Raw genomic sequence first — 19,378 nt, 5'->3', positions numbered from 1 at the left:
TCCACAGGGCGCTTTACGTTTGCTGTAACCGGGCTCGCGTGATGTCGATCTGCTCGAACGCGAAAGCGATCAGCGCCGCGTCGGTCTTGGCCTCCCCGATGCTCCTGAACGACTCGTAGGTGTCGTCACCCAGGACTTCACGGAGGTGGCCGATCGTCCCTTGGAGTTCGGGATAAGTGGAGACCGCAAACGGGTTGGTGCCGCATGCGCTGAGAATCGCTGCGGCTTCGTACTGTTGCAGCCGGTCGAAAAGGCCGGACAGTACTGCAAGGCCACTCGCTGCAAGCCAAAAGCTGCCGGAATTGTAGAAACGGCGGACCGCGGACGTCGCGTAGTCGAGCGCGTCGATCGGTTCGCCATGGAAGGCGGCGATCCGCGCGAGGTTGCCTGCGTGGAACGTCTCGAGTTGGCGATTGCCGGTGTCCTGAGCGATCTTCGAGCCCTTGCGATGGGCGTCATACGCCGCTTCCGGGTCGACATCCCGCTGGGCGATTCCGTAGGCAAGCAGGATGTAGCTGGCGACTTCGGGGTTACGGGCAGCCTCGGCGACCGTCGGCAGTGCCTTTGACAACTCCACCGCTTCGTCGGGCGCGCCCATTGTCGTCAAGGCCAACGTCAAACAAGCGAGCGCAAAATGGTTGTCGGGATGCCGCGCGATCATGTCGCGGCACACCTGGACGAATTGCTCCGGCCGCCCCTCGGACAGATAGACGCCACCGAGCCACGCTTCGCCCGCATACGGAATCTCATCGAAGCGGGCGTCCTCGATGAGCGCCAAAGCGGCATCGGCGTACTCGACCGCGTCAGCGGCTCGGCCTGCCGCGTAACACTGAGCTGCCATGTTGTAGAGCTGAGCCAGCCGCGGATGCTCGGCGACCTTGGCGCGGTCGAGCAGCTCCTCCGCCCACGCCACTGGCTCATACTGTTCCACGCGTGTACCGAGATGTGCTCCGCAGCTAGCGATCGCTGCAGCGGCGTCGAGGTCGTCGTGGTCGGAAGACCACCGGAACGCGACACGCAGATTCGCGAGTTCGGTGATGAACCAGTCATACGCCTCGGCCTGGCGTGGGCCGTCCCACAACGTCAGCACCTTTGCTTCCTGCCTGGCGAAATACAGCGCGTGTGCGGTGCGCGCTCGATCGGCTTGACCACCGGCCACCAGTTGTTCTTCGGCGAACTGCCGGATGGTCTCCAGCATCGTGAACCGCGTGCGCCCCGACGATTGGTCGGCGACCAGTAATGATTTGCGGACCAGCGCATCGAGCAGGTCCAGCGTGGCGAACTTGTCGTCAGATCCGGTAATGGCATGGGCGCCTGCGACATCGAAACCACCTGCGAACACCGAACAATGCGTGAGTAACGTCTTCTCGTCGGCGCCCAGCAGGTCGTAGGACCATTGAACCGCATGGCGCAGCGTCTGGTGACGTTCCAGCCCGCGCCGCGAACCCACCAATAACCGGAAGCGGTCGTCGAGATGACCACGGATTTCGGAAACCGTCATCGACAGCAGACGAGAGGCTGCCAACTCGATGGCGAGGGGGATCCCGTCGAGCCGACGACAGATGTCGGTGATCACATCGGTATCCCGATCCAGTGCCGCGGCGGGGGCCACCGACAAGGCGCGCTCCACGAACAACGTTGCGGCATTGGAGTTGACGTCGAGCGACGGTACGGGCCAAAGTTGTTCGTCGGTCAGCCGCAGCCCCTCTCGGCTGGTGGCGATGATCCTCACTTCGGTCGAGTGCGCCAGGATCGCTTCGATCACGTCGGCCGCGGCATCGATGACATGTTCGCAATTGTCGAAGATCAGCAGCCGCGAGCGACGTTCGAGAGCAGTGGCGATGCTCTCGGTCAGGGTCATCCCGGTCTGCTGAGTGATGCCGAGGACGGCTGCGACCGCTTCGGGGACCGCTGCGGGATCCCCCACCGCCGCCAACTCGATGACGAACACCCCGTCGGGATAGTCGTGGGCAGACTTGGCGCCGACTTCCAAGGCGAGCCGCGTCTTACCGACGCCGCCAACGCCGGTCAGGGTCAGCAGTCGGTGCTCCTTCAGCGCTGACACCAGCTCGGTGAGTTCGGAATCTCTTCCGATGAAACTGGTTGTCGAGCGTGGGAGGTTGCCCGGCGTGGCGTCTGACGTGTTCAACGGCGGAAAGTTCGAGGGCAAGTCGGGTGCGCGAACCTGATACAGGGCAACGGGTTTCGCGATGTCACGCAGTTGCCGCAAGCCCAAGTCGAGAAGGTCGACTCCGCCCAGCAGAGCAGCCGTCGCGGCGTCGACCAGGATCTGGCCTCCGTGGCCCGCCGCCATCACCCGCGCGGTGCGGTTCAGCACCGTGCCGAAGTAGTCGCCATCGCGCAACTCGGCCTCGCCGGTCGCGATGCCCATCCGCACCGGAAGCGCCAACAATCGCTGAGCCCCGATCGCCGCCTCGACAGCCGAACCGGGGGAGGCGAATACGGCGCACATCCCATCGCCGGTGTAATTGAACACAGTGCCGCCGTTGAGTTCAACGGCTTCACGCAACACCGTGTTGTGGGCATCGATCGCCATCCGCATCGATTCCGCGTCGGCCTCCCACCGTCGAGTGGATCCCTCGATGTCGGTGAACAGAAATGTCAGAACGTTCATCGGGACCCGTCCGCATCCAGCAGGTCGAGACGAACACGTTCGATCTGATCAAGCGCGTAAGCCGCCCTGGCGGCGTGGGTCATCTCGGCACCGGCGCGCGTGAGCGACTCGTAGGTCTCGTCACCCAGCACCTCCCGCAGATGTGCGATAGCGGTGCTGATTTCGGGGAATGTCGCTCGAGATATCGCGGGGGCGGACAGCGTGCTGATCATAGCCGCCTGCTCGTAGCGGCCCAGTCGGTCGAAAACGGCGACCAGCAGACCCAGCGGGCCTGAGATGAATGTGAGGCTGCCGGAGTCGTAATAGGACCGGATGGCGAGCGCCAGGTAGTCGAGCGCCTCTGCTGGGCTGGCGTGAACAACCGCGACGCTCGAAAGGGTAGATGCAAGAACCGATTCCATCTGCCGGATGCCGTTCGCTTGTGCGACGGCCAATGCGCGTTGAAGCGCTGCGTAGGCAACCTCGGGCTTCCGCCTGCGCTGGGTGTAGCCGTACGCGAACAGGGCACCGGTGACCAGAGCCGGATTCTGCATTTTGTCGACATCGGCGAACAATTCCTCCGAAGCCGCCAACGCCTGGTCGTGCTCGCCGGCGAAAGTGTAGGCGAACACGAGATGCGGCAGTACCCAGTCGCGGCGGTCCGGCCAGCGCGCGAGCATCCGGCGGCCCCACTCGAGACTGTGTTGGGCGCCGACGGAATAGAGCCACCCACCGCCGAGCGCGGCCTCGAGTTCGACCGGCACCGCGTCGAAGTCGCCGCACTCCATCGACTTCTCGCCGGCCACGATATACGCCAAGAAGTCATCGGTTCGGTCGGCCAAGTAACACATGGCCGCCGTCGTGTAGAGCTGGGCAAGCCGCGGGTGGTTCGCTGCCCGCGCCGGTTGCACCAATTCTTCTGCCCACGCGACCGGTTCGTACTGCTCGACGTAGTACCCGACAAAGGCCGCACACACCGCGATCGGAGCTGCGATGTCGAGCTCGTTTCGATCTGCGGCGAAGCGAAACGCGGTACGCAGGTTCGGCAACTCCACCGCGAACCATTCGTGCGCCTCACGCAGACGAGGACCCACCCAGAGCGCCATCACATCTGCCTCACACTCAGCGAAATAGCGCGCGTGTGCGAAGCGCGCCGCGTCGGCTGCGCCACTAGCGGTGAGCTGTTCAGCCGCGAACTGCCGAATGGTTTCCAGCATCACGTACCGAGTCCGGGACCTCGACTTGTCTGCGACGAGGAGGGACTTGCGAACCAACGCGTCGAGGACATCGAGGGTTTCCAACTCGTCAGCGGAGTCGCCGACGGCACATGCCCCGGACAGATCGAAACCACCGGAAAACACCGAACACCGTGCCAGTAGGGCCCTCTCGTGCTCCTCGAGCAGATCGTAGGACCATTGCACCGCGTGTCGCAGCGTTTGGTGGCGTTCCAGTGCACGCCGCGAACCGACGAGCAGACGGAACCGGTCGTCGAGCCTGTCATGCACCTCCACCGCGGTCATCGACACCATGCGCGACGCGGCAAGCTCGATGGCAAGCGGTATGCCGTCGAGTCGGCGGCAGATCTCCACGACAGCGGTTGCCTCCTCCGGCGCCGACAGTGACGCGGTGGGTGAAACGGTCTGCGCACGATCCATGAACAATGCTGCAGCGGCCGAGTCGGGACCGGTAGCAACGTCGAGTGACGGCACCGGCCATAGCTGTTCGTCGGTGAGGCCGAGACCTTCTCGGCTTGTGGCCAGAACTTTCACCGATGTCGATCGGCTGAAGATGGTCTCGATGACGTCGGCGGTGGCGTCGAGCACGTGCTCGCAGTTGTCGAACACCAGTAGTCGGGTGCGCCCCTCCAAAGCCGCTGCAAGACTTTCTGACATGTGTTGGCCTGCCTGTTGGGTGATGCCCAACGTGGCAGCGACAGCATCGGGTACAGCGGCAGGATCGTCGACGGCGGCCAACTCGATGACGAACACACCGTCGGCGAAATTGGTTGCGGTACAGGAGGCGACCTCCAAGGCCAGCCGGGTCTTACCGACCCCGCCGACCCCGGTCAGTGTCACCATGCGATGCGCCTTCAACGCCGTCTCGACCTCGGTGACGTCGGCGTCGCGCCCGATGAAACTGGTCGCAGGGAGCCGCAGGTTACCGGGGACCGAGTCGGCGGTCGTCAGTGGAGGGAAGTCGGTCCGCAGGCCGGGTGCGCTGACTTGGTAGATACCGACGGGACGTGCGATATCGCGTAACCGCTTGAGGCCAAGCGAAACGAGGTCAACGCCGGTAACGAGGTCAGCCGTGGCCGCGTCGACGAGGATCTGGCGACCGTGGCCTGCCGCCATCACGCGTGCGGTGCGGTTGAGCACAGGTCCGAAGTAGTCGTCACCGCGCAAGTCGGCTTCACCCGTCGCGATGCCCATCCGCACGGGCAGCTCCAAACGTCGCTGCGCACTTACCGCTGCGTCGACAGCCGAACGGGGAGAGGCGAATACCGCGCACATGCCGTCGCCGGTGTAGTTGAACACGCTGCCGGCATGCGCCTCGACCGCAGCCCGAAGGGTTCTGTTGTGCGCGTCGAGCGCGATCCGCATCGCATCCGCGTCGGCCTCCCACCGCCGGGTGGACCCTTCGATATCGGTGAACAGAAAAGTCAGCACGCTCATGGGTTACGCGCCCGGTCGATCTGCTCCAGTGCGTAATTCGCCATGGCACCAGCGGTCATGCCCGAACCGCGATCAGCCAACGACGCGTAGGACTCGTCGCCGAGAACCTCGCGTAAGTGGGCTATCGCGGTGGTGATCTCGGGGAAATAGATGGTGGCCCGAGACGTGGTGGCGAACCCGCTGAGCGTGGCGCCCACGTCATATCGACCGGTGCGGTCGAAGTAGTGGGCCAGCACCGCTATTGGCTGGGGCAGCAGAAAGTAGTTGCCGGATTCGAGGTAGCTGCGGATCGATGTGCCGATGAGGTCAAGCGCCTCAATCGAATCACCGTAGAGTGCGGCGAGCCGACCCACATTCCCGGTGTGATACGACTCGAGCAGCCGATTTCCGCTCGCGCGCGCAATCGCTACACCCATTCGGTGAGCTTCGAGGGCGCTCGCCGGATCTGTCCCCATCCTGACGAAGCCATACCCCATCAGTGCCCAGCAGATCAGCGCGGGATTCTCGGTGGTGCGCTCGGCGTGGCGTAGGTCCTCCGACACCGACAACGCCTCGTCGTGAACCCCCATCAGATCCAAGGTCATCGCGAGATGTACCTTCGGCAAGATATGCAGCCCGCTACGCTCGACTATCATTCTGCGGCACTGGGCAATCCAACGTTCGGGCTCGCCCTTTATGAGGTACGTGAGGCCGAATTCGCACTCGAGTTCAAACGGCACTTCGTCGAAACGTCTACTGTCGACGGCGTCGAGAGCCGCCTCGGCATATCGGACCGCGTAGTCGAACTTGCTCGCGGCAAAACATCTGGCGGCCATCGAATACAGCTGCGCCAGTCGCGGGTGCTCACAGCCACGCGCAGGTTCTATGAGTTCCTCGGCCCACGCGCCGGGTTCGTATTGTTCGACGTTCGGACCGATGACCGATGCGTAAACCGCGATCGCAGAGGCAGAGTCGAGGTCGCCGTGGTCGGCGGCCCATCGAAAGGCCGCGCGTAGGTTCGCCATCTCGATGGTGAACCACTCGTATGCCTCTCGTTGTCGAGAACTGTCCCACAGCGCCAACACGGCAGCTTCCTGCGCCGCGAAATGGTTCACGTGCGCAATACGGATCTTGTCGGCCTCGGCGGAAGCGACGAGTTGCTCTTCTGCGAACTGCCGGATGGGCTCGAGCATCGAGAAGCGAGTGCGGACCGAGGACCGGTCGGCGACGAGCAGAGACTTGCGAACCAGCGCGTCGAGGAGATCCAGCGTCGCGAACTCGTCCTCGGCACCGGTAACCGAGCAGGCACTTGCCAAATCGAATCCGCCCGCAAAGACTGAGCACCGGTTCAGCAGCGTCCGCTCATCCTCGCCAAGCAGGTCATACGACCACTGGACCGCGTGGCGCAGCGTCTGGTGGCGCTCCAGCGCTCGTCGTGAACCCACAAGCAGCCGGAACATGTCGTCGAGCCGATCGCGCACCTCCGCCACGGTCATCGACATCAGCCGCGACGCGGCCAATTCGATCGCCAGCGGAATTCCGTCGAGCCTGCGACAGATTTCGACCACCACGTCGGCGCTACCGTCGGAACTCAATGCGGTCCCGGGGGCCAGGTGTCCGGCGCGCTCGACGAACAGCGTCGCCGCGTCGGAGTCGGCTCCGTCGTCGACGTCGAGTCCCGGTACGGGCCAGAGTTGTTCGTCGGCCACGCCGAGTCCTTCGCGGCTCGTGACGAGCACGCGCACCTTCGATGAGCGCTCGATGATCGTCTCTATCAGGTCTGCGGCGGCGTCGAGGACGTGTTCGCAGTTGTCGAACACCAGCAGCCGCGACATGTCGGCGAGCACGGCGGCGATGGTCTCCGACATGGTCAGTCCGGCCTGTTGGGTGATGCCGAGCGCGGCGGCGGTCGCCTCGGGCACTGCTGCCGGGTCGCCGACCGGAGCCAACTCGACCACCCAGACCCCCTCGGGGTAATCGCCTCTCAGCCGTGCGGCGACCTCGAGAGCCAGCCGCGTCTTGCCCACACCGCCGACGCCGGTCAGCGTCACCAACCAGTTCGCTTTGACCGCGGTCTCCAACTCCGCGAGTGCCAACTCACGACCGATGAAACTCGTGGTCGGGGGTTTGAGATTGCCCGGAATCGAATCGAGGGTCTTCGGCGGCGGGAAATCGGTCCGCAGCCCGTCGGCACGCACCTGAAACAGGTTGACGGGCCGGGCGATGTCGCGCAGCCGCTTTGGTCCGAGGTCGACGAGCTCGACACCCGGCACCAGGGCGGCCGTCGCACCGTCGAGCAGTATCTGGCCGCCATGTCCCGCCGCCATCACCCGGGCGGTGTGGTTGAGCACCGTGCCGAAGTAGTCCTCACCGCGCAACTCCGCTTCGCCGGTGCCGATGCCCATTCGCACTGGCAGCGTCAGAGCAAGCTGCGCCGCGACGGCGGCATCGACGGCCGCGTGCGGAGATGTGAACACCGCGCACATACCGTCGCCGGTGTAGTTGAACACCTGACCGGCGTGGTCTTCGACGGCCTTGCGTAAGACGTCGTTGTGCGTGTCCAGCGCCGTCCGCATCGCATCCGCGTCGGCCTCCCACCGCCGCGTCGAGCCTTCGATGTCTGTGAACAAGAACGTCAGCACCGTCATGGCGGGCCGCCGACACCGAGCAGTTCTGCGCGCGCATCCTCGATCTGCTCCAGCGCGTACTGGGCCGCGCGTGCATTCGTCATGTCGCCGCCCAACGCGGCACATGATTCGAAAGCTTGATCTCCCAGTACTTCTCGTAGGTGGGTACCGGTCCTCCTGATCTCAGGGAACGTTGCCAGCGCGAACGCGTTCGCGGCGAAACCGATGAGTGTCGCGGCTGCTTCGTATCTACCGATCCTGTCGAAGTGCGCCGCAAGGACGCCCAACGGACTGACCATGTGCGAGTACGTGCCAGAGTCGTACAGGATGTTTATTGCGAGAGAGAGGAAGTCGAGGGTCTCCGCCGGTGTGGAGTCATCGGAGCCGAAGGTCGAGAGATTGACCGCCAGGTATGACTCGATCATTCGGTTGCCACTCGCCTGCGCGATATCAAGACCGCGGCGCAGGGCTTCATACGCATCGCGGGGACGGCTGGCTCGACAGGCGTATCCGTATGCAAGCAAGGCATACGCGACAGCACCCGGGTTGTCGGTGCGGTCAACCGACCTCAACAGGTCGTCGCAGGCCGCGATGGCATCGTCGTGCTTGCCGGCGGTGAGGAGTGCCATCACGAGGGAGCCTCGATTGTATGGATGCGCGCGTGCCTCGTCTGTCAAACGGTTGCGGCACAGGTCAAGCCATCGATCGGCCATCCCCTTCGTGATGTAGGTGCCCCCCAACGCAGTGGGTTCGATGTCGTGAATGATCGGGTCGTATCGCCCGGCCCGGATCAAGGCGACACCTGCTTCGGCATAGCCGAACGCATCGTCGATCCGACCGGTCCGATAGCATTCCGACGCCGCCACATACAGCTGCGCCAAGCGCGGATGGTCCACGACTCGCGCCCGCGCGACGAGCTCCTCAGCCCACGTTGAGGTCTCGTGCAGCTCTATCCATCCGCCAAGGAATGCCGTGTAGACGGCAATCGTTGCTGCGGTGTCAAGGTCGCTGTGGTCGCTTGCCCATCGAAAAGCCGTGCGCAAGTTCGCCAATTCGCTCGTGAGCCAGTCGTAGGCTTCACGCTGGCGCGAGCTGTCCCACATGGCAAGCACAGCTGCCTCACAATCCGCGAAGTAGCGGGAATGCGCCGTGCGGACTTGGTCGGCTTCGCCTGCCGTCTCCAGGTTCTCGTAGGCGAACTGTCGAATGGTCTCCAACATCGAGTAGCGTGTCTGTCGAGCCGACTTGTCGGCCATCACAAGGGATTTGCGCGTCAGCGCGTCAAGCAGTTCAAGAGTGGCGTATTCGTCGTGCTGGCCGGTCACCGCCGCAGCGGCCCGGAGATCGAAGCCGCCGGCGAACACCGAGCAACGGTTGAGTAGTACGCGCTCGCTCACGTCGAGCATGTCAAATGACCACTGGACGGCATTGTGCAATGTTTGATGCCGCTCTACCCCTCGACGGAAACCGACGAGCAGCCTGAAGCGATCATCGAGACGATCCAGCAATTCAGTTGCGGTCATGGAAAGCATTCGTGACGCGGCCAACTCGAGGGCCAGCGGGATGCCATCGAGCCGGCGGCAAATCTCCACCACGGTGTCGGCCTCGTGCGGGTCCGACAGCGAGATCTCCGGCGACACCGCCCACGCCCGATCGAGGAACAGCCTCGCCGCGGCCGAGTCCGGCCCACCCCGCACGTCGAGCGGCGCAACCGGCCATAGCTGTTCACCATTGAGCCGCAGGCCTTCCCGGCTGGTCGCAAGGACGGCGACGGTAGATGAGTGGTCCAAGATCGCCTGCACCAGGTTGGCCACAGCGTCGAGAACGTGCTCACAGTTGTCGAAAACCAGTAGCCGCGAGCGGCCTTCCAATGCGGCCGCGACACTCTGCGCCGTACTCATTCCGGGCTGCTGAACGACGCCGAGGGTCGCCGCCACTGCTTCGGGCACCGCGGCGGGATCACCAACGGGCGCCAGTTCGATTACCCATACTCCGTCGACGAAGTCGGGCGCGGTGCGGGAGGCGACTTCGAGCGCGAGTCGCGTCTTGCCAACGCCGCCGACGCCTGTCAACGTGACCAAGCGATGGGCCTTCAGCGCCGCCTGTACCTGAGCCAGTTCCGCCTCGCGACCGAGGAAGCTGGTGGTTTGAGGCGTCAAGTTGCCCACATTTGCGTCGAGCGTCCTCAGAGGGGGGAAGTCCGTCAGAAGGCCGGAACCTCGGACCTGGAACAGCTCGGTCGGCTTGGCGATATCGCGCAGGCGCCGCCTCCCCATCGGCTTCAGATCAACCCCGCTCAGTAAGCCGGCAGTCATGCCGTCGAGCAGAATCTGACCGCCATGCCCTGCTGCCATCACGCGGGCAGCCCGGTTCAAGACGGGGCCGAAGTAGTCATGTCCCGTCGCCTCGGCCTCCCCGGTCGCGATGCCCATCCGCACCGGCAACTCCAGCGCGCGCTGAGCAGCGACGGCGGCGTCGACGGCCGAGCGTGGCGAGGAGAACGCCGCACATACCCCGTCGCCTGTGTGGCTGAACAGGTGCCCTCCGTGCTCATCGACCACTCGGCCGAGGAGCTCGTCATGGACCGCCAACGCCCCCCGCATCGCTTTCGGGTCGACCTCCCAGCGCCGCGTCGACCCCTCGATGTCTGTGAAAAGGAAAGTAAGAAGCGCGGAGGAAGGGTGCGGCGCTTGGTCGACGGCCATGACGCACCCCCGTTCCCCCGGTGCCGTAATCGTAGGTTGGCGCAGCACAACCGGGGTGAACACAGGGGTCTTGACACCTGTCAAGTTGATCATCGTAAAGTCGGCGTATGCAGATTCGCGAGCACGCAGCGGCCACCCCCGACAAGCCGGCCATCATCATCCATCCGTCGGGGGCGGTGCTGACGTTCGCCGACCTCGAGGCCCGTGCCAACCGCCTGGCCCACTTCTTCCGCAAGCACGGCCTGCGCGAGGGTGACGCCGTCGCGATCCTGATGGAGAACAACGAGCACTTCCACGCCGTGATGTGGGCGGCGCGGCGCTGTGGGCTCTACTACGTCCCCATCAACACCCATCTGACCGCGGCCGAGGTCGCCTACATCATCGACAACAGCGGCGCCAAGGCCGTCGTCGGTTCGGCAGCACTGCGCAAGACGTGCGAGAACCTCGCCGAGTACACGGTGCCAGCGCTGCGGATCATCGCAGACGGAGCCGAAACGTCGGCGACATCCGCCTCCAGGTATCTGGGCGGCTGGCACCGTTATCCGGAATGCGTTGCGGACCAACCGGATACGCCGATCGACGACGAGATCGAAGGCGACCTGCTGCAGTACTCCTCCGGCACCACCGGCCGCCCGAAAGGCATCAAGCGCGAACTGCCGCACCTGCCGCCCGGCGAAGTGCCCGGCATGATGTCGATGTTGGTCAGCTTCTGGCTCGATCCTGAGGCCGTCTACCTCAGCCCCGCCCCGCTGTACCACACCGCGCCGTCGGTGTGGTCGATGCAGATCCAGGCAGGCGGCATCACCACCGTCGTGCTGGAGAAGTTCGACGCCGAGGGGTGTTTGGCCGCAATTCAGCAGCACCGCGTCACCCACGGCCAGTTCGTGCCGGTGATGTTCACCAGGATGCTGAAGCTGCCCGAAGCCGTCCGCGAGCGCTATGACCTGTCCAGCCTGAAGCGGGTGATGCACGCCGCCGCACCGTGCCCGGTCGAGATCAAGAAGCAGATGATCGACTGGTGGGGGCCCATCGTCGACGAGTACTACGCGTCCTCGGAGGCCATCGGTTCGACGTTGATCACCGCCGAGGACTGGCTGGCGCATCCCGGTTCGGTGGGCAAGCCGATGGCGGGTGCGCTGCACATCCTCGATGAGGACGGCAACGAATTGCCGCCGGGGCAGGCAGGCGAGATCTACTTCGAGGGCGGACTGGACTTCGAATACCTCAACGATCCGGAAAAGACCGCCAAGTCACGCGATCAACACGGCTGGAAAACCGTCGGCGACATCGGCTATCTCGACGAAGACGGCTACCTCTACTTGACCGACCGGCGGCACCACATGATCATCTCGGGCGGCGTCAACATCTACCCGCAAGAGGCGGAAAACATGCTGGTGACCCACCCCAAGGTGATGGACGCCGCGGTGTTCGGCATCCCTGACGACGAGATGGGCCAGCGGGTCAGGGGCGTCGTTCAGACGGTCGACCCTGCCGATGCCACCGACGAGTTCGGCGAGGAATTGCTCGGCTGGCTGCGGGATCGGTTGGCGCACTACAAGTGTCCACGGTCGATCTCATTCGAAGCACAGTTGCCGCGCACCGATACCGGCAAGCTCTACAAGCAGGAGCTGATAAACAAGTATTCGTGATCGAGCTGGCAGGAGGCGTGCTCGTCGCCGTCGGAACGCCTTCCGATGACGCGACTTTCACGCTGACCGAAGACGTCTGCGACGACCGCCGCGCGATCACCGTCTCGTCGGTGTCGTACGCGCTGGCCGAACTCACCGAACGAGCCCAGCGCTGGCCGCAATCGGCCGCCGTCTGCGACGACGTGTTGCGCTCGATCGATCCGGCTGCGTCCACTCGCTCGGGCGTCATCATCGAATCGCTGGCCTACTCGACGCTGCAGTCCGGGCCGGAGTTCGCGCGGTGGCTCGCCGAACGCGGGCCTGCCTCGGCCCCCACCACCCCGGACCCGGTGCAGGCCGACCGCACCGGCGACAGTCTGCGCGTCCGGTTCAATCGACCGCGGCGGCACAACGCATTCTCCACCGACATGCGGGGCGCACTGCTCGAGGCGCTCGACGTCGCGCGCCTCGACCCCTCGGTGACCGAGGTGCTGCTCACCGGCAATGGACCGTCCTTCTGCAGCGGCGGCGACCTCGCCGAATTCGGCTCACTGGCCGATCCGGCCAGCGCGCACTTGGCGCGCACTCGCTATAGCCCGGCGCTTGTCCTCGACGAGCTGACCGCCCGTCTCGGCCGCAACTGCCGCGCCGTGGTACACGGCCAGGTGCTCGGCAGCGGGCTGGAGATGGCCGCCTACTGCGGCTGGGTGCGGGCGCATCGCGACGCCGTGTTCGGGCTGCCCGAGCTGAGCCTAGGGCTGATCCCCGGCGCTGGCGGCACCGTGAGCATCACCCGGCGCATCGGTCGATGGCGAACGGCGTATCTGGTGTTGTCCGGCCGCCCCATCGACACGGCGACCGCCTTGCGATGGGGCCTGATCGACGAGTGTCGCAGCGGCTAGCGGCCAACAGTGGCAGGCTAACCGCCATGGGGTTGCCCAGCATGCGACCCACCGGCTGGTTCCAGGTCGCTTGGAGCGCCGACCTGGAGGTGGGCGACGTCAAGCCGCTGCGCTACTTCGGTGCCGAGTTGGTGGCGTTCCGCGACCTGGACGGCGTCGCCCGTGTGCTCGATGCGCACTGTCAGCACATGGGGGCGGACATGTCTCACGGCGGTTGCGTGGTCGAGGGCGGTATCCAATGTCCGTTCCACGGCTGGGTGTGGAGCGGCGCTGACGGACGCAATGTCCGCATCCCGTATGAGCCCAGCACGGACGACACCGGACGGGTGCGCAGTTGGCCGACCGCCGAATTCAACGAGTGCATCTACGTGTGGCACGATCTGCGGCACCACGACCCGGCATGGCCCGCGCCGCAGGCGTGGGGCGGAATGGACAACCGGATCGGCAAGCACTGGTTTCGTCCGGTCGGCCCCGATGAAAAACAGTTCTTCGCCCGGGTCACCGTGCATCCCCAGGTGGTCGCCGAAAGCTCCGTCGACCGCCAGCACTACCGGTTCGTGCACAAAGTTCCGGTCAGCCCGACCCTGCTGTCCTCGACGTCGGACAACTGCAGCTGGCATGTCACCATCGGTTTCGGTGGGGGTGACCCGGTCGAAATATGTTGGCACGGGCTCGGTTTGAGCTTCAGCTGTGAGGACCACGGCGACGGGATGCAGATCATCTCGATCTGTCCGACCCCGGTCGACGACACCACCACCGACATCTTCGCCACCTACTGGGTGTCCGAAGACCTCGACTACGAGGACCGCCTGGCCGCGGCGAAGCGGATGCTGCCCGACGACGTCGAGATCTGGGCTCACCTGCAATATCTCGACCGTCCCGCGTTGGCGCCGTCGGAGGCTGACGAACACCGCGACCTACGGGCCTGGGCCTGCGGCTTTTATCCGCCCGCTCAGCCGGATCTGCGCAGCGTCACGCGGTAGGTGTACTGCTCGGGCAGGAAATGGCTGACCGACAGCTCAACAGGCCTGCCGCCGGCATCCGAATACAGTCGGTCCACACGCAGCATCGGATGCCCCGGCTGGCAGTCCACCGCGTCGGCGACTGCGTCGTCGGCCGGTGCAACTGTAATCGACTGCGCCGCTTCGGTTATCGGCTCGCTCAGGTGGGTCTCCAGCAGGCCGATCACGGTATGGGTGCCGACCGCACGGTCGGCCAACGCCTGCGACGTCAGCACTTTCTGGGCCACCGACGGCACCAGGTGAACGGTCGTCGATACGAACGGAACTCTGTCATGAAGCCGACGGAACACCACCGAGTACACGACGTCGTCGTCGAGGCGCAGCCTGCTGGCCGCGTCGACGTCGACCCGACGCCGCAACCCCGCGAGCACCTCCATCGTGGTGTCGTCGGACAGGCTCATCAGGTCCTCGATCGACCCGAGTTGGCGTAGATACCGGCCGGGCTCGCTCGCGTAGGTGCCGCGACCAGGCACCCGGTACACCGCACCTTCTGCGACAAGATCCTGGAACGCCCGACGCACCGTCTGCCTCGACAAGCCGTGCCGCGCAACCAGTTCGGATTCGGTGGGAAGCCGAGCGCCGTCGCTGTACCGGCCCGCGGCGAGCTCGTCGCGCAGCTGTTCGCGCAGTACCTGGTACGCGGGCTTCATGTCAGACTCCGCCGCGGGCCACCAATTGACTTGCGATCACATTGCGTTGGATCTCGTTGGTGCCTTCGCCGACGATCATCAGCGGCGCGTCGCGGAAGTACCGTTCGACGTCGAATTCAGTGGAATAACCATAGCCACCGTGGATTCGGACCGCGTTCAGCGCGATCTCCATCGCCACCTCGGAAGCGAACAGCTTGGCCATACCGGCCTCCATGTCCGCGCGGTCGCCGGCGTCATAGCGGTCCGCGGCGTAGAACGTGAGTTGGCGCGCGGCGGTCAGCTTGGTGGCCATATCGGCGAGGTAGTGACCGACAGCCTGATGCTTCCAGATCGGCTGGCCGAAACTCTCGCGATCCTGCGCGTAGCGGAGCGCATCTTCCAGTGCCGCCGACGCCACCCCCAGCGCCCGCGACGCCACCTGAATACGGCCGGTCTCAAGGCCTTTCATCATCTGCGCGAAACCCTTGCCGGGTTCGCCGCCCAGTATCGCCGACGCGGGCACCCGATAGCCGTCGAAGGTCAACTCGCACGACTCGACGCCCTTGTAACCCAGCTTGGGCAGATCACGTGACACCGTCAACCCAGGTCCGTGCTTCGCGAGCACCAGCGAAATACCCCTGTGCGCAGGCGTTGCCGCGGGATCCGTCTTACACAGCAACGCGATCAACCCGGAGCGACGTGCGTTGGTGATCCACGTCTTGGAGCCGTTGACCACCAGATCGTCGCCGTCCGCGATGGCCGTGGTCTTCATGTTCTGCAGATCGCTGCCGCCGCCGGGTTCGGTCAGCGCCATCGTGGCCCGCAGGTCACCGGTCGCCATCCGCGGCAGGTACGTGCGCCGTTGTTCGTCGGTGCCGAACAGCGTCAGCAGCTTGGCGACCACGGTGTGGCCGCCCATCGCACCCGCCAGGCTCATCCAGCCGCGCGAGAGTTCCTGGGTGACCAGCACATAGCAGCGGGTCGACACCGGCACGCCGCCGTATTCCTCGGGCACCGCCAGTCCGTAGATGCCGAGGCGCTTCATCTCTTCGATCCACGCCTCGGGGTATTCGTTGGCGTGCTCGACGTCGCGGACAGTCGGTTTCACATCCCGGTCGACGAATGCCCGCACCGTGTCGACCAGCATGGTTTCTTCTGCATCCATTTGTGCGGCCATATTGACACCTTTGTCCGGCCAATGGCAACATCGGCGCCGTGAGCGGCCCATACTTCGACGATCTGGAGATCGGCCAGGTCTTCGACTCGGCCCCCTCGATGACCCTGAGCCATGGCGCCGCAGGTGTGCACCAGGCGATCCTCGGCGACCGTCTCCGCCTCGCACTGGACGCGCAGTTGTCGTACGCGGTCACCGGGGCGACGGCGCCACTCGCTCACCCCGCACTGGTGTGCGATGTGGCGATTGGGCAGAGCACGCTGGCCACGCTGCGGGTGAAAGCCAACCTGTTCTATCGGGGGCTCGAATTTCATCGGTATCCCGTCATCGGCGACAGCCTTTTCACCCGCACGGAGGTCGTGGGCCTCAAGCAGAACGCGGCCAAACCGGGTCGCGCGCCCACCGGCCTCGCGGCGCTGCGAATGACCACGGTCGACCAGGTCGGCCGGCTGGTGCTGGACTTCTACCGGTGCGCGATGCTGCCACTGAGCGCCGAGCGCGAAACCGGTCACAACGACAACCTCGCCAACATCGGCGCGGAACTCACCACGCCACCCGATCCGACCGCCGATTGGGACGCAGAGGTGTATCGGCAGAAGGTGCCGGGGGCGCACTTCGACCCTGGCTTGGCAGGTGCGGTGCTGCAGAGCACGGCCGACGTGGTCAGCAGCGCACCAGAACTCGCCAGGCTGACTCTGAATATCGCTGCGACACACCACGATTGGCGAGTCGGCGGGCAGCGGCTGGTATACGGCGGGCACACCATCGGATTGGCTCTGGCACAAACCACGCGGCTGCTGCCCAACCTGGTCACCGTGCTCGGCTGGGAGTCCTGTGACCACACCGGTCCGGTGCACGAGGGCGACACGCTGCACAGCGAGCTACACGTCGAGGCTGCGGACCCGTTGCCCGACGACCGCGGCGGCATAGTGAAGCTGCGGTCGCAGGTGTACGCGATCGGCGGCGCCGCCGGCGAACCCGATCGCAAAGTGCTGGATTGGCGGTTCACCGCACTGCAGTTCTGAGCACAATGTCGGTATGAGGATCCCGACCGCCGTGCTCAGTAGGGTGCGTCGGACCGCCGACACGTTCGGCGAATTCACCGGGGTGGTGGTCGACGAACGGGAACTGATCGCCGGCCGCGCCTCCATGCTCGGACTGTCGCCTCGAGGCGTCGTCTCCGCGGGCGGAGCCACCAGGCTGACGCCGACTGCCGACGGTTGGTGCGCGCTGACGCTTTCGCGGCAGGACGATATCGACCTGGTGCCCGCGCTGATCGAGTCCGGCGCGCCCGAACCCTGGGCCGCCGTGCAGGATTGGATGGCGGCGAACTCCTGCGCCGATGTCACCGCGCGGGCGCGCCTGCTGGGGCTTCCGGTGGCTGCCCTCGGTGAATCGGGGCCCGCGTCACCGCGAGTCACGACACTTGGTGCGCCGGTCGCATGCCGACACATCAACGGACTGTTGGTTGCCGACCTCTCGTCGATGTGGGCGGGGCCCCTGTGCGGTCGGCTGCTGGCGCAGGCTGGAGCCACGGTGGTCAAGGTGGAAACCCGGACACGACCCGATGGCACCCGTGCGGGACCGTCGGCCTTCTTCGACTGGATGAACACCGGAAAGCTTTGCTATGCCGTCGATCTCGACGAGCCCGCCGCGCTATTACGGCTCCTCGACGCCGCCGACGTCGTCATTGAGTCGTCGCGCCCCGCGGCACTGGCCAAGCGGGGGCTTGGCCCGGCGCCGCGCGAGGGCCAGGTCTGGTTGCAGATCACCGGGCACGGCGCCGACGGCGAGCGCGCCGACTGGGTGGCGTTCGGCGACGACGCCGCGGTCGCGGGCGGACTCGTCGACGGCACCGCGGACGCACCGGAGTTCTGCGGCGACGCGATCGCTGATCCGTTGACGGGCCTGCACGCTGCACTCGCGGTGGCAGAGTCACTGAGCCGTGGCGGAGGACAACTCGTCGAACTGTCGATGGCAGCCGTCGCGGCCACCTACGCGGCCGATGACCGCACACTTGAAACATCGTGCAGCGCGACACCGGCCCCGTCGCCACCGGCATCGACGCTCGGTGCGGATAACGCGACGGTCGAAAGGCTGTTGGCCGCATGCTGATTCAGCGCGCCACAATGCTCGACGGCACAGCTGTCGACATCCGCGTCGAGGAACGGATTCTCGAGGTCGGCGACCTTCGGCCCGACAAGGGTGAACAGGTACTCGACGCGGCAGGCGCGACGGTCATCCCCGGCCTGCACGACCACCACGTCCATCTGCGCTCGGCCGCCGCGGCACTGACCTCCGCCAGGGTCGGGCCCGCCGAGGTGCGTGGGCGTGAGGATCTGTCCCGCGCGCTCGCCGCCGCGCCGGTCGGTGGCGACGGGTGGATCAGGGCAGTGGGCTACCACGAGGCCGTGGCGGGACCGCTCGATCGCACCGTGCTCGACGCGGTGGCCCCGCCGGTGCCGGTGCGCGTTCAGCATCGAAGCGGTGTGCTGTGGACGCTGAACTCGGCGGGACTCGCACGCGTCGGCCTCGCCGACCATCCCGACGGCAGACTGCGCAGCGCCGACCGCAATTGGTCGGACACGTTGCAGCGCAACGAAAACGGGCTATCCGATATCAGTAACCAACTCGCTGCCTTCGGTGTCACCGGTGTCACCGACGCGACGCCGGATCTCGACGTCAGCGACATCGTCAAGTTGATGCAGGCCCACCGTCACGGTGAGCTGCTCCAGCGCGTGCATTGCCTCGCGCCGGGCAAGCGCATCCTGCACGACACCGACCTCGATCTCGACGAACTCACCACATGGATAGCCGGACGGCACGCCGAAGACGCCCCGGTCGCCGTGCACTGCGTCACTGCCGCCCAACTCGTCGTGACGCTTGCGGCGCTGCGCGTGGCGGGCGTGCATCGGCAGGACCGCATCGAACACGCGGCCGTCGTACCCGACGACACGGTGCCGGACCTGAAGGACCTCGGCATCACCGTCGTGACGCAGCCCAATTTCGTTGCCGAACGCGGCGATCAGTATCTGATCGACGTCCCAGCCGAGCAACACCACGAGTTGTGGCGGCTGCGGTCACTGCGTGAGGCAGGCGTGAAGGTCGCGCTGTCCACCGACATGCCGTTCGGCGGCGGTGACCCCTGGGCGACCATGCGCGCCGCCGTGCACCGAGCCACCGCCACAGGCCTGCAACTCGGACCGGACGAATGCGTTCGCGCGGATCAGGCCCTCACGATGTTCTTCGGCACAGCGGCCGCGCCGACCCAATTGCGAACCATTGCGGTGGGCCAACCCGGCGACCTGATCCTGTTGTCGGCGCCGCCGGCGCGTGTGCTCGACGAGCTCGACGCGCAGATGGTGGCCGCCACGGTCGTCGGGGGCCAGCTCGTCTACGAGCGGTGAATCGTCGACGCTTTCTGCA

At 65.5% G+C, this 19,378-nt stretch carries 12 protein-coding genes; 6 read left to right on the top strand and 6 right to left on the bottom strand.

Translation table 11 applies throughout. The features are described 5' to 3' along the window. Positions 1–13 precede the first annotated feature (13 nt). Genes ACGFK1_RS26485 through ACGFK1_RS26470 form a run of 4 tightly spaced genes read right to left on the bottom strand, consistent with a single transcriptional unit; the run spans position 14 to position 10,597 of the window. Entirely contained in the window at positions 14–2,635 is a 2,622-nt protein-coding gene (locus tag ACGFK1_RS26485) for an ATP-binding protein (protein WP_393436521.1), read from the bottom strand. Beyond that, entirely contained in the window at positions 2,632–5,286 is a 2,655-nt protein-coding gene (locus ACGFK1_RS26480) for an ATP-binding protein (protein ID WP_393436518.1), read from the bottom strand. The genes ACGFK1_RS26485 and ACGFK1_RS26480 overlap by 4 nt, the downstream gene beginning before the upstream one ends. Next, the gene (locus ACGFK1_RS26475; protein ID WP_393436515.1) at positions 5,283–7,913 is read right to left on the bottom strand and encodes an NB-ARC domain-containing protein; all 2,631 of its coding nucleotides are present in this window, start codon (positions 7,911–7,913) and stop codon (positions 5,283–5,285) included. Before ACGFK1_RS26475 ends, ACGFK1_RS26480 begins: the two co-directional genes overlap by 4 nt. After that, positions 7,910–10,597, bottom strand: coding sequence for an ATP-binding protein (locus ACGFK1_RS26470; protein ID WP_393436512.1), 2,688 nt, complete (start codon positions 10,595–10,597; stop codon positions 7,910–7,912). Before ACGFK1_RS26470 ends, ACGFK1_RS26475 begins: the two co-directional genes overlap by 4 nt. Positions 10,598–10,704: 107 nt before the next feature. On the opposite strand from ACGFK1_RS26470, the gene fadD4 reads away from it, so the two are divergent. The 3 genes from fadD4 to ACGFK1_RS26455 are packed head-to-tail and all read left to right on the top strand — an operon-like array spanning position 10,705 to position 14,110. Continuing rightward, positions 10,705–12,246 carry a fatty-acid--CoA ligase FadD4 gene (gene fadD4 / locus ACGFK1_RS26465; protein ID WP_393436510.1) on the top strand — a complete coding sequence of 514 codons (1,542 nt, stop codon included), beginning with the start codon at positions 10,705–10,707 and terminating at the stop codon, positions 12,244–12,246. Beyond that, positions 12,243–13,127, top strand: a complete 885-nt coding sequence (locus tag ACGFK1_RS26460; protein WP_393436508.1) for an enoyl-CoA hydratase/isomerase family protein — start codon at positions 12,243–12,245, stop codon at positions 13,125–13,127. The genes fadD4 and ACGFK1_RS26460 overlap by 4 nt, the downstream gene beginning before the upstream one ends. 26 nt (positions 13,128–13,153) lie before the next feature. Further along, a complete protein-coding gene (locus ACGFK1_RS26455) occupies positions 13,154–14,110 on the top strand; it encodes an aromatic ring-hydroxylating dioxygenase subunit alpha (RefSeq protein ID WP_393436506.1) in 957 nt (318 codons plus the stop codon). Here the strand turns inward: ACGFK1_RS26455 and ACGFK1_RS26450 are convergent. Both ACGFK1_RS26450 and ACGFK1_RS26445 read right to left on the bottom strand, forming a co-directional pair. Then, complete coding sequence (locus tag ACGFK1_RS26450; protein ID WP_393436503.1) at positions 14,080–14,799, bottom strand: GntR family transcriptional regulator; 720 nt, start codon at positions 14,797–14,799, stop codon at positions 14,080–14,082. The two genes, ACGFK1_RS26455 and ACGFK1_RS26450, sit on opposite strands and share 31 nt — an antisense overlap. Before the next feature lies 1 nt (position 14,800). Further along, a complete protein-coding gene (locus ACGFK1_RS26445) occupies positions 14,801–15,955 on the bottom strand; it encodes an acyl-CoA dehydrogenase family protein (protein ID WP_393436500.1) in 1,155 nt (384 codons plus the stop codon). Between the two features lie 38 nt (positions 15,956–15,993). On the opposite strand from ACGFK1_RS26445, the gene ACGFK1_RS26440 reads away from it, so the two are divergent. The 3 genes from ACGFK1_RS26440 to ACGFK1_RS26430 are packed head-to-tail and all read left to right on the top strand — an operon-like array spanning position 15,994 to position 19,359. Then, positions 15,994–16,977, top strand: coding sequence for a MaoC family dehydratase (locus ACGFK1_RS26440; protein WP_393436497.1), 984 nt, complete (start codon positions 15,994–15,996; stop codon positions 16,975–16,977). Between the two features lie 13 nt (positions 16,978–16,990). Next, positions 16,991–18,067 (top strand): CoA transferase, encoded by a 1,077-nt coding sequence (locus ACGFK1_RS26435; RefSeq protein WP_393436494.1) that lies wholly within the window; start codon positions 16,991–16,993, stop codon positions 18,065–18,067. Next, the gene (locus tag ACGFK1_RS26430) at positions 18,061–19,359 is read left to right on the top strand and encodes an amidohydrolase family protein (RefSeq protein ID WP_393436491.1); all 1,299 of its coding nucleotides are present in this window, start codon (positions 18,061–18,063) and stop codon (positions 19,357–19,359) included. Before ACGFK1_RS26435 ends, ACGFK1_RS26430 begins: the two co-directional genes overlap by 7 nt. Positions 19,360–19,378 lie beyond the last annotated feature (19 nt).

The sequence above is a fragment of the Mycobacterium sp. NPDC048908 genome, from assembly GCF_043197955.1.
Taxonomy (GTDB): domain Bacteria; phylum Actinomycetota; class Actinomycetes; order Mycobacteriales; family Mycobacteriaceae; genus Mycobacterium.
The sequence above is the reverse complement of the archived record's forward strand: the minus strand, read 5'-3'. Positions and strand labels throughout refer to the sequence as shown.

Coding starts and splice junctions, on each gene's coding strand:
- ACGFK1_RS26485 (WP_393436521.1), bottom strand. CDS start 2,635: ATGAACGTTCTGACATTTCTGTTCACCGACATCGAGGGATCCACTCGA.
- ACGFK1_RS26480 (WP_393436518.1), bottom strand. CDS start 5,286: ATGAGCGTGCTGACTTTTCTGTTCACCGATATCGAAGGGTCCACCCGG.
- ACGFK1_RS26475 (WP_393436515.1), bottom strand. CDS start 7,913: ATGACGGTGCTGACGTTCTTGTTCACAGACATCGAAGGCTCGACGCGG.
- ACGFK1_RS26470 (WP_393436512.1), bottom strand. CDS start 10,597: ATGGCCGTCGACCAAGCGCCGCACCCTTCCTCCGCGCTTCTTACTTTC.
- fadD4 (WP_393436510.1), top strand. CDS start 10,705: ATGCAGATTCGCGAGCACGCAGCGGCCACCCCCGACAAGCCGGCCATC.
- ACGFK1_RS26455 (WP_393436506.1), top strand. CDS start 13,154: ATGGGGTTGCCCAGCATGCGACCCACCGGCTGGTTCCAGGTCGCTTGG.
- ACGFK1_RS26450 (WP_393436503.1), bottom strand. CDS start 14,799: ATGAAGCCCGCGTACCAGGTACTGCGCGAACAGCTGCGCGACGAGCTC.
- ACGFK1_RS26445 (WP_393436500.1), bottom strand. CDS start 15,955: ATGGCCGCACAAATGGATGCAGAAGAAACCATGCTGGTCGACACGGTG.
- ACGFK1_RS26435 (WP_393436494.1), top strand. CDS start 16,991: ATGAGGATCCCGACCGCCGTGCTCAGTAGGGTGCGTCGGACCGCCGAC.
- ACGFK1_RS26430 (WP_393436491.1), top strand. CDS start 18,061: ATGCTGATTCAGCGCGCCACAATGCTCGACGGCACAGCTGTCGACATC.